This is a genomic window from Blautia faecis, assembly GCF_027662325.1.
Taxonomy (GTDB): Bacteria; Bacillota; Clostridia; order Lachnospirales; family Lachnospiraceae; genus Blautia_A; species Blautia_A faecis.
In genome coordinates, this window is sequence record NZ_JAQDKY010000065.1 from 1 (window position 1) to 11,044 (window position 11,044).

10 protein-coding genes are annotated in these 11,044 nt (G+C 37.9%); 1 reads left to right on the forward strand and 9 read right to left on the reverse strand.

Features of this window, described 5'->3' with window-relative positions; translation table 11 throughout:
• A partial coding sequence (locus PGQ38_RS18300) for a hypothetical protein (RefSeq protein ID WP_270433003.1) occupies positions 1-183 on the forward strand: 183 nt, incomplete at its 5' end.
• Positions 184-669: 486 nt separating this feature from the next.
• On the opposite strand, the gene PGQ38_RS18305 is transcribed toward PGQ38_RS18300, so the two are convergent.
• The 9 genes from PGQ38_RS18305 to PGQ38_RS18345 all read right to left on the reverse strand — a co-directional run bounded on the left by PGQ38_RS18305 (position 670) and on the right by PGQ38_RS18345 (position 9,955).
• Entirely contained in the window at positions 670-1,371 is a 702-nt protein-coding gene (locus PGQ38_RS18305) for a hypothetical protein (protein WP_270433005.1), read from the reverse strand.
• Positions 1,368-2,693: a COG1361 family protein gene (locus PGQ38_RS18310; protein WP_117854465.1), complete on the reverse strand. Its 1,326-nt coding sequence runs from the start codon at positions 2,691-2,693 to the stop codon at positions 1,368-1,370. Before PGQ38_RS18310 ends, PGQ38_RS18305 begins: the two co-directional genes overlap by 4 nt.
• A 2-nt stretch (positions 2,694-2,695) precedes the next feature.
• Positions 2,696-3,367, reverse strand: coding sequence for an ATP-binding cassette domain-containing protein (locus PGQ38_RS18315; RefSeq protein ID WP_204453256.1), 672 nt, complete (start codon positions 3,365-3,367; stop codon positions 2,696-2,698).
• On the reverse strand, positions 3,345-4,073 hold the full coding sequence (locus tag PGQ38_RS18320; RefSeq protein ID WP_243880097.1) for an ABC transporter permease: 729 nt from the start codon (positions 4,071-4,073) through the stop codon (positions 3,345-3,347). The genes PGQ38_RS18315 and PGQ38_RS18320 overlap by 23 nt, the downstream gene beginning before the upstream one ends.
• Positions 4,074-4,091: 18 nt before the next feature.
• Positions 4,092-4,982 carry a hypothetical protein gene (locus PGQ38_RS18325; protein ID WP_173735712.1) on the reverse strand — a complete coding sequence of 297 codons (891 nt, stop codon included), beginning with the start codon at positions 4,980-4,982 and terminating at the stop codon, positions 4,092-4,094.
• A 1-nt stretch (position 4,983) separates the two neighbouring features.
• Positions 4,984-6,498: a DUF6034 family protein gene (locus PGQ38_RS18330; RefSeq protein ID WP_118583023.1), complete on the reverse strand. Its 1,515-nt coding sequence runs from the start codon at positions 6,496-6,498 to the stop codon at positions 4,984-4,986.
• 99 nt (positions 6,499-6,597) lie between these two features.
• The gene (locus tag PGQ38_RS18335) at positions 6,598-7,851 is read right to left on the reverse strand and encodes a sensor histidine kinase (RefSeq protein ID WP_243284601.1); all 1,254 of its coding nucleotides are present in this window, start codon (positions 7,849-7,851) and stop codon (positions 6,598-6,600) included.
• A gap of 167 nt (positions 7,852-8,018) precedes the next feature.
• Entirely contained in the window at positions 8,019-8,684 is a 666-nt protein-coding gene (locus PGQ38_RS18340; RefSeq protein WP_195700342.1) for a response regulator transcription factor, read from the reverse strand.
• A 269-nt stretch (positions 8,685-8,953) separates the two neighbouring features.
• Positions 8,954-9,955 carry a PD-(D/E)XK nuclease family transposase gene (locus tag PGQ38_RS18345; RefSeq protein WP_270433013.1) on the reverse strand — a complete coding sequence of 334 codons (1,002 nt, stop codon included), beginning with the start codon at positions 9,953-9,955 and terminating at the stop codon, positions 8,954-8,956.
• Between the last annotated feature and the right edge of the window lie 1,089 nt (positions 9,956-11,044).

The following is an 11,044-nucleotide window of genomic DNA, read 5'->3' on the forward strand; positions in this document are numbered from 1 at the left end:
TCAATGGATAACTACAAATTATCTGTCCATTATTATATCAAAAACCAATCGCAATTTCTACTCATTTACTATAAATTACATTCTTTCCTAAAACAGAAACGAGAGTGGGTATTGTTTTTGAATAAAAAAATCGCATTACCTACAACGAACTTTGCAGAAAATACAGCAAGGCGAATTGTTTAATTATATGACGGAGCGAGGGCTCAAAGGTTTTCAGAGTGGCAAATACGGAAGTACCGCATTGCATTTGACTTCCCTACAATATCAAATTAAGCAAGACTGCCCAGACCTTTTTATTGGTGTTGATCTTGCTATAATTCATAAATGAAGTATAGCATGAAAAAGTGGTTTTTTGTATTGGATTTCCATCATATAAAAAACTGCTAAATTGTATCTAAAAGATCACAATTTAACAGTTTTCCATTATATGGTACAATTTACAAAAATACCAATTTATTATGATTAATACGTTGGAAGAAGGCCTCCATTGCCTGTCATGCAGACAATGGAACAAGCCTTAGGGGAATAAAATACTTTTATTTACAAGAATAAAGTATATACTTTTCTTTTAAATAAGTACATGGATAAAATTACATAAAACATGCACAAAATACAATAGTTAGTCAAATGAATACCATAGATTGATACAATTAATTTTCCAAAAATACCTTATTCAAATATTTTTTTTGCCTTCTCCAGATTCATTTTTCCATTCACTTTCAAATAAATTTTTGTAATTTTAAGCGGCTCACCTATCTCACTGCAAAGCTCCTGCGCCTGTGATAAAGGAATATAGATATCTTCATTTTCCGTTACGGCAGTTACTTTACATGGAAGATAAACAGTTTGCTGTTCATTTTCTTCGTGTCCAGTTAAGGATACCGGATAATCTGCCGCGCCAGAAAGCTCTTTTGTATTTCCAGCAAGTGCATAAGAAATGGTTAGATTTTCTCCCATTTGCAGGAATTTTTCCTGTTGTTTTTTTGAAATGGAATGATTATTTGAGTCTTTCATGTTTTGCAATGCTTTACTTCCAAGCAACAACACCGGTGTATTTCCTAAATCATTCTGCTCTGGATTTTCTCCAAACGCATTCAGATCTATTCCTAAAAAGGTGGCTGTTTCCGTATAATCTTCAATCTTGATGGTTACTGGAATTTCCACAACGGGCCATATCTCTTTTATCCCTTCTATTTTTTTTGCCTTTTTCAAAAAATCATCATCATAAGTAAGGTCTCCAAGGGAAACCAGTGCCAAGTATTGTTTTTTCCCATCCTGTATTCCTGCAAAAAGCTTTATAGAGAAAAATAATGCCAATATCAGAAGAAAACCTACAAAACAGGTAAAACTATCTATTCTATTCTTTTTCAATGGGCATCCACCTTTCTGGTTTCTTCCAGAAGTATGTTTTTCTTATGAAGCTTACCCAAAAGAAGTAGAATCACAGAAACAAGCAGTACTGCAATAACTGCAATAACGGAATACCACCAGCTGTTTGTTTCTTCCTGGTCATCCTCTATTTTTAAAGACTGGATTTTAGCTTCTTTAATCTCAGACTCAAACTCTGTACTTTCCTCATAGGAATTGCCGGCTGCATCCTCATAAGTAAGAATCAGTTTTCCGGTAATCCTGCCAGGAAAAGAACCGTCATCTTCTTCTGATTTTCCTTTTACATACACACGGAGACTTCCCTGTACTGCGGTTCCAGCTTCTAATGTTCCTAAAAAAGCGGACTCTTTTGGGTTCAATCCGTCTGCTTCCAGCCGGACACTTGCATTATATATCTTATCCCTTCCAAGATTCATTGCTTTCACCGGAATTTCTACCGTATCCATGGTATATAAAACAGAAGGAATATCAGAAGCTTCCAGTTTTGCACGCGCCGGCTGAGTGATCTGAAAGGACAGCGTTTCTGTACCTGTCGCTCCCGTCGCTTTTGAATCTTCGTAATCCAGAGAAAAAGAAACTGTTGCCTGACCTGGAGTACAGTCCTCTGCTATAGTGACCTTTTGTTTCAGGGTAATTGCTTCTCCTGGAGTCAGTCTCTGAACATAAAAAGAGTTTCTTTCAAATTCAATTCCCTTTGTATCCGCAGAAATAGAAATCTTTAGACCAAATACATTCTGGCTACGGCTTTTATTCCGGAATGTCAGTGACATTTCTGTGACAGAGCCTGCTTTTAGATTTTGTCCGGAAAGATTGTTATCCTCTAAAAGAACCTGCGGTTTATGTAGTATTTTCTCACCAGACGAGCTGGCAGAAGAACCGCCTCCACTATACTCTCCAGCAGAATAATCCCCACTATCTATAACAGGATCTGTAATCTGTGTTCCATTATCTGTATCAGTATTTCCATTTTCTATTATGACATGGATTGTCTTCTTTTCGTCCTCAGCAGAAGCGTCTCCTGATATAAATCCATCCAGGTCAGAATTTTGATTTTCCGAATCCGTTTTTTCAGGAGTCTGTTCCTCAGTTTCCGGAATCTTCTCATCTGTAGGATTGTTTTTTTCCTCTTCAAAAGGCAATGTACTGTCTGCATCACTATAAGAAGCTGACTGATCTGCTTCCAGAACAGACTCTCCCACAAAAGCAGCTTCCATATTCCCTGCATCTTCTGCAAAAACAGATGTCGGCAGAAGCATCATGAAACTTAATATTGCGAATGTGGTTTTCACAAATTTTTTTCCCATTTTCAGGCTGTCCTTTCTCTTAAAACTCCGCCATCCATCTCATATACGTGATCACATAAAATCCGGATATCCTCATCATTATGGCTTGCCAATAAAATGGTTTTTCCAGCTGCCTTTAAATCAAGCAAAAGTTCCCTGATCTCTGCCACGCCGTGTTTATCCAGACCGTTAAATGGTTCATCCAGAATCAGGAAGCGAGGATCTTCCATAATGGCCTGTGCAATCCCAAGGCGTTGCCGCATTCCAAGAGAGTACTTTCCAACCGGCTTTTTCATATCCGGATCCAGTCCTACTTTTTTTAGGATCAGGCGGATATCTGCCTTTGAAATCATTCTTTTCATATCTGCCAGTATTTCCAGGTTCTTTACACCGGTATACTGGGTAAGAAATCCAGGCGTCTCAATGATGACACCAAGGCTTTCTGGAAAATCTACATCATGACCAATTTCTTTTCCGAAAACACGGATGGTGCCTGTGGTAACAGGAAGGAATCCGCAGATACATTTCATAAGTACTGTTTTGCCAGAGCCATTATTTCCTACAACGCCGTAAACCTGTCCCACCTTTAAGGTAAGATTTACTTCTTTTAATACCAGATCTTCCCCGAACCTTTTGGTTACGTGTTCTATTTTCACACAGGTATTTTGAAATTCAGATTTCTTCCACTTTTCCATTTAAAACACCTCCAAAAATTCCCATTAAAACCAATAAAAATGATAGCAGGAATAACCACAATCCCGCTTTATCCGTTCCCCAGTTTCCATCTGCCAGAATCCATTCCACTGGGTAAAACCAGATCTGATCTTTGAAATAACGTTCATGAAGTATAATTCCAAAATAATAGCTGACAAAAGGAATTCCATATGCCATATAAGCTGAATTCCATAAGGTACCACAGATTCCACCAAAAGTGCTTAGAATACTTCCGGTCAGTCCCATCCTAAGAGCTTTCATAAGCAGCTCCAGAAACTGTTCCTTTGGAAAGCTACCTTTTATTTCCATAGGATAAAATATAACAAAATTAACAAGAAGTATGGTGCTTATAGCAAATATCCAGACTAAAAATCCAGATGTCATAACAGAAAAGACTTTTCCTTCCACATATAGCCTGCGGTTTGTCCTGGGAAATGCAGCTTTTAAAAATCCACTTTTATACTCCTGTAAAAAAGAATCACTCCACGGCAGTACCGCAGCTACAGGGATGGCAAAAGATACCATCTGACTTTTCAATGAACCATCCAGCAGGCTGATAAAAGTTCCACATGTTAATGCTTTTTTCAAACTTGGATAAGTCTGACCTGCTGCGATAGAAAAGCAGGCAATCAGCCATGCCGCCAGGAAACTCCTGCCAAGAAGCATACGTTTTGTTTCTACCCGCATAGATATTTCCCCTTCTGATTATGTTTTTTCTCCCAGAAATTCAAAGGGATATTTTTTCATCCTGCGAAGTGCCAGAACCATAAGAACAAATAAAATACCTGCGAAGAACATACAGGACTGCCAGATGGTCGGAAGTAATGGATCATAGCCAAAGTTATGTTTTCCATATACAGCCTGGTTCAAAGGACTGATCCAGCAGATCAGTACATTCACCTGATACATTTCATATTTTTCCTTATGCAAAATTGCGGCTACCACACTGGGTTCCAGTAAAAATCCAAATACACTATAAAGTAGTCCAAACACCATGCCTTTTGTTTTTCCTTTATAAAGATTTCCAACAAGGATTACAAAACCAAGTGTCAGGGAATAGCAGAATAACAGGAGAAAAACCTGCAGCATACAGCCATACGGAGAGATACTCTCCATGACTCTTACTGTAGAGGGGACCTGCAAGTTTTTCCCCAGTTCAGAATATCCGAGCATGGCAGCAGTCTCGCTCCACAGGTTGCCCGGATAACTGTCCTTCATACACAGTACAGATGTAAATAGCAGCATCAATACTGTATAAAGAGCAGTCACAAGAATAATATAAATAAACTGTCCCAAAAGCCATTTTTTCTTTGTTGTTCGAATTAACTGATATGGAGTAACTGGTGTCATCTTTGGCAGGTCTGAGAACAGCAGAAGCAACAGAAGAGAACTGAGCAGTACTGCTGTTCCATCCCCAAAGGTCCAAAGAAATGGCTCTACAGCCTGTACCGGTGTATCATAGTTTTCCATAACAACCATGATTCTTCCAGTGAGAAGAAAGCTAAGTACAAATTCCAGAAGGAAGGTAAAAATGACTTTTGGATTTCGAAAATAGCCAAAGAAATTGTAATGTACAATTCCAAGTACCTGCTTCATATCAGTAGCCCAGATCCCTGTCTATAATACTGCCATCCACGGCGTTAATGGTAAGGAAGCTCCAGTTTGGATAGTCTGTGATGTCCGAGTAACTATTCCCATCATAGTCACCTTCCACTTTTCTGCTTCCAAAGAAATCCCAAACGGGAACCAGAAGACCTGTATGCGGATCTGTGGATGGTTCATAAATTCTTGCATAGCCCAGAACAATCCGGTCAACATCATAAACTCTTGATTTTTCATATTCCATATTATCTGCATTGGTCACTACCATCATTTTTTCATATGTTTTCATAATCTCAGAAAATGGAAGAAGGTTTAAATTTTCTGTTTTTGTCTCTCCTATGGTATAAGGGTTTGAATAATACATGCTTTCAATTCCATCTTTATCGACAAAGAAATAAAGACTTTCATAAGACCAGGTTTCCATAGTGCTGTCCATATCTTCCAAAGCACCGCCATCTGCCATTGTCCGAGTAATCGGAACACCGTTTATAGTACGTGTGTAATAAATCGCATATCCGCTTCCAAGATTACTTAAACTATTATCCTTTTCAAGATTATTGCACAATGCATAACTCCAGTCTGAAAACTGCAGATCTGTAATCCCCATTTTATCTACTTTTTCCTGTACCATTTTTTTTGCTTCATCTAATGAAATCCCAATGGACTCCTCAGTAGGTTTTTCCCCTTCACTGGAAGAAGTATAATCAGACCAGGTCGTGTCCACAGGCAGCTTTTCCCCGCCAGATTTTGCCAATTTTCTGATTTTGACAGATAAGGTATCGGATCCGTAGGAAGATGTCATGTAAAAATATTCTGATCCATCCGGCATCTGTGCAACACCGGAGAATTCATTTTCCGCAGTACCATTTTCTGTCTCCTGGGAGCCTGCAACAGGTCTTCCTTCTGCCAGGGTCTTCGTCTCCGGGGCTGATTGATACTGCTCTTCCCAGTATTCAATATCATCATAAATATTATAGTAAAGGTTACCATCTTCATCCGTACCCCAATTATAGGGATCCAGATTTCCGTTTGCTACATCTTCTTTTAGTTCATCCAACGTTTTTTTGATTTCATCCTTTGTCTGGGTATAATAGCTATCCGATGTATACAGCTTTGCCTCTGAGAAAAAGGCATCTGTAATACGGTCAAGAAGATCCTGTGTAACTTCTGCAGGCGTGACAGAAATTGCGGATATCTTTTCTACATCCGGTATTTCTACAGTGGCATCCGTGTTCACTACAAGTTTTGCACTGTCATCTGTAGTCTGACTTTTATAGGTTTCCGGAGCATTGAGCAGGTCTCGAATAGTTGTTCTTACCGCTGTGTTCTTATCCTTTGTATTTTCAGAAGAGTCCTCGTTCACCATATCTACGCCTTCAGTTTCTGTATAAGCATTTTCTACCTTGCTCCCTTTTGGTTTTACAAGGGAAGATTCCGGGGTCTGGGCACATCCTGTGAGCATTCCTATACAAAGTGTTAATCCTACAATTTTATTTATGTTTTTTCTCATGTTGAATAAATTCTCCTTCCTGTTTATGTCCACAAGTATAGCATCTTTCATTACACCAAATCTTCCGCAAGTTGTAACTGTTCTGTAAATTCAAATTATTTACCATAAAACAGATATGATCGTTCCTTTTCCCAGATGACTTGTAATTTCCAGCTGGAATCCATGTATATCTGCAATTTTCTGGCATAGCGCAAGACCAAGCCCAACACTTCCCTTTACTCTGGAACGAGATTTATCGACCATATAAAAAGCTTCTGTTACTCTTTTCAGATCCTCCTTTGGAATTCCCTTCCCATAATCCTGAACAGATAAATGATTTTGGGTTGCCTCCAGTACGATTTTTGAATTCTCATCGGAAGCCTTGACTGCATTATCAATAAAATTTGTCACTGCACTCATCATAAGGTCCGGATCAAAAGTTTTTCTAAGCTCCTCTGGATTACAATGTATTTCAAGACAAATTTTTTTCTCCTGAAGCCTGTAAGTAACAAGTTTTTTTACATCTTCCAGAAATTGATTCATCTGAACTTCCACTGGAACAAATTCTGCTTCACCTGTTTCATATAATCCGGTAAGTTCCAGCATTTTCACTGAAAGCCTGGAAAGCCTTCGGCATTCATTTCTAATATAATCAAGCGCTATCTCCTGCCTCTTGGGAGATAGGCGTACCGTTAGAAGTGTATCTGCATATCCTATGATTGCAGTCATCGGTGTCTTTAATTCATGGGCCAAACTTCCAAGCAGCTGTCTCTGTGCCTGGTTTACGGAAGAAAGCTTTTCAATCTGCTCCCTCACTTTACCTGTCATAAGATTAAAGCTTTTCCCAACCTGTGCCAGTTCCGTTTTTCCTTCTGATGGCACTTTTATCTCATAATTTCCATTTGCCACAGAAACAGCCGCTTCTTTTAGCCTTGTGAGCGGTTCCATAATTTTCCGCAAAGTCAAAAACAGGAAAAAGCCAACAAACAGAACCAGAAACAGGGTAAACCCTCCTGCCTGATAAAACAGTGTCTGACTCTGTTTTTGTACACTGGTAATATCTTTGTAGGTGACAATCTGATAGTTCATGTCTGTAGAACTGTAACTGGAAAAATAAAAGAGCAAAAATACGTTGCCATTTGTTTTGCTGATCAGTGGTTTATCACAATAGATGTCATTTTCGAATCCATCATGTTTGTTTTTTGTTAGGTTTCTGATATTTTGCAGATCAAACTCATATTTTGTCCCATTATATTGTTCTTTTCCATCCTGATATAAAACGGCGCTGTCGTGGAATACCTGACGAAAAGCATAAATAATCATTTTTTCCCGGATTTTATCATCAGTGTCCTGTGTTTTACTTTTAATCCGCATTAGCATGTTTTCAAACTTAGAAATATTTGTTTGAAACCTGCTATTTTCATAACTGTTGATATTCTGTATGCTCTGATTTTTCCACCTGTAAGTTGTATAGAAAAAAATTCCAGATGACAGCAGAAGCACCACGCAGATTACCTGTAAAAAAATTTTTGTAAATAGCTTCATAAATCCACCTCAAGTCGATAACCAATTCTAGGAATGGTTTTGATTTTATCCTGCCAGCTTAGTTTTTTTCTGATGCGTCCAACGTGTGCATCCACAGTTCTTGTTTCTCCGCAGAATTCCTCCTTCCACAGTTCCTGCAAGATCTGGCTTCTGGTAAGTGCTTTATTTGGGTTTTTTACGAACACCATAAGGCAGTTATATTCCATAGGTTTTAAATATATTTCTTCTCCATTTTTCGTAACTATGTGACTTACGGTATTAATTATGACATCGTCTATCTGAATCTGTTTCGGTGCCGTTCCATAACGATCTAACACTTTTTCCAAACGCACCATTACCTCCAGCATTTCAAAAGGCTTTACTATATAGTCCTCGGCTCCGTCTTTTAACCCTTTTACTTTACTTGTAACATCAGCCTTTGCCGTAAGAAATATAACCGGAATACCAAACTTTTTTAATTCCGGTAAAAGGGTATAACCATCCTTTCCCGGAAGCATAATATCCACAAGTGCGCACTGAAATTCATGGTCCTGTACGACGCCTTCACTTGCATCATTTCCATCCAGATAACCTACTGTTTCATAACCAGCAGCTTCCAGATTCATACAAAGCAGATCATTGATTGCCATTTCATCTTCTATCACCAGTATTCTTGCTTTCATAATAATGTTCCTTTCATTTTACACAAACCCGATTATTTCTTTATTGTGCGTGATTTTTACTATTACAATTATACACTAATTTCAGTACTGCGAACGTAACCGATTTGTAAAGAAAAAGGAATCAAGAACGATCCATCTGGAAGTCGTTTTGATTCCTCAAATCCCACTACATTTTTGATTTCATTTTGTTAATTGTGTTTATATGAGTCACACCCTCCCTCTCTTAGAACTGTCTATTTCCCGACAGCCCCTTCCTATAAAATCATATGTTACACAAGTGTCTGTCCCATTGCCGCTGCAATTTCCTTTAACTTGTCGATAGCATAGCCTGTATATTTTGAAATCTTATCGGCAGGCTCCTTCTCCTCGATCATCATCTGGGCCAGGGACATTTTTTCTTTTTCAACTCCCTGTTTCATTCCTTGTTCAATTCCCTGGTCTACAAGAGCTCTACTTAGATTACACATGTCTCTCACCTCACTCTCGAATTCTTCTGTCATGGCAATATCAAAATCTTCATGTAACCGCTTCTTTTTTTCTTCTGGCGTGGCAGACGTTGAAAACAGGACATTTAGCAGATCAAGAATCTCCAGCTCGCTTTCTTTATCTGCATCTCCCAAATTTACAATCACCACTTCCATCAGATCATAGCTTTGAGGATCTGTATAGGACTTTCCAAGTATCGTATTCTCAATTGTGTGATATTTGAAAATACCATTTTTGCGTTTTTTAGCTGGGTCTGGACAGATCCAGATGGAATAAGCTTTCTGAATCTTTTCGTAATGTTTATCTGTAAATACGGTTCCATACTGTTCTGATATCATTCTTGCACAATAATAAAAACCTCTGGTTACAAGTGGATATCCAGGAGTATCATTCAACTGGATTTCCAGATTGATAATAAGTTGTATAGGTTCAGGGTTTCCAGGAAGATAGGCTTTAAAACGGATGTCATAATATACAGTTTGATCCTTGACTGCATTCGCCTCTGAATTCAAACCTTCGATTCTTTCGTCTCCGTTTAGTTTCTCATCACGGTCCAGCTGATCCTGGTGGACAGCATGTTTAGAAATTTCTACGTCATCTTTCAGACAGTTATCACAAATAAACTTTACGCTGTATTGAGAAAATTCTTTTGTACAGGATTTTAAGATCCATGCTATGATTGCCTTGTAAGTCAATATTTTTTTCGCACATTCATCATATTTCGCACGGTCTGATATAAGGTCAATGGTCTGCGCCAGATTCGTCTGACGTACTATAATACCCACCTCCTGTATAATTGGTTAACTGATAACATTTTATGATTTTATATTACCATAAAGAAAAAATGGGGGCAATATATTTTTATATAAGTTTATGTCACATACAGTCAAATAAACCCTGTAATACAATATGTCATTCCATAACACTATAAGGAAAATACCAGCAATAGCCGTCTGGAAAGCGAACTGCAGCTATAAGAAGTATTTTTAGATAATTGACAGTTCGTACAAAAATCTGGTTTTTACAAAAATATCAAATTTTGTCACATAAAAGAGGCATGATACGAAGTCTGAAACGGAAAAGTGATTGCAAAAGGTGGTCAAAAATGGCCTTTTGTCAAAGGCTTATTTTGTGTTATTAAATCCCTTTTAAGCTTAAATAACACAAAATAATACAAAATGATACAGATAAAAAGGTAGGAAATAACGGCAAATAGTACTAAGTGATTTAAAAAGGGAGCAGGTAAAAAAATCGTGTTCTGGACATCCGGGAAGGAAAATACAACACGAATGGCCACATCTTTTTTATCCTTTTCAACAGAGTTGACTTCACCGCCAATGTACCGTGCGGCTTTATCAACTTTAAGTAATATTTCATCACTAAGTGCTAATTTTCTCGTATTTTTCCTTTCATAAACTGTATATATTAAACAAAATATACGTGAGCTTTGCGAAACATGGATTGCCGTGGTACTATTTCATGAAATTAAAATTTGGCCATAAACATTATAAAAAACAGTCACGTCTTTTAACATAATTTGAGTTCAAAAAACGGGTTTGGTCACTATTGTAATCATAGTAATAGAATCGTTTTAGTATTATTCCTGAAATAGCCGTTAGCAATAACTTTTATTATAACCAGAATCCAGGGGAAGTGCAAGCATAGAATTTGGCGAAGACATGGTTTTTTCGATTGTGTAGATTGAGGATGCCGAGTTTTTGCAGCAATAAAAGCTTCTTTTGAACAAATTTGTGGAAGCCGCAATAGGTATAAAAAATGGCAGACAATCTCGTTATTAAGTCGGCTGCCCATTGATTATATAGTATATTGTTTTTGGCGTTTTGATAGTTCGACAAACTGTTAAGGAAACAATC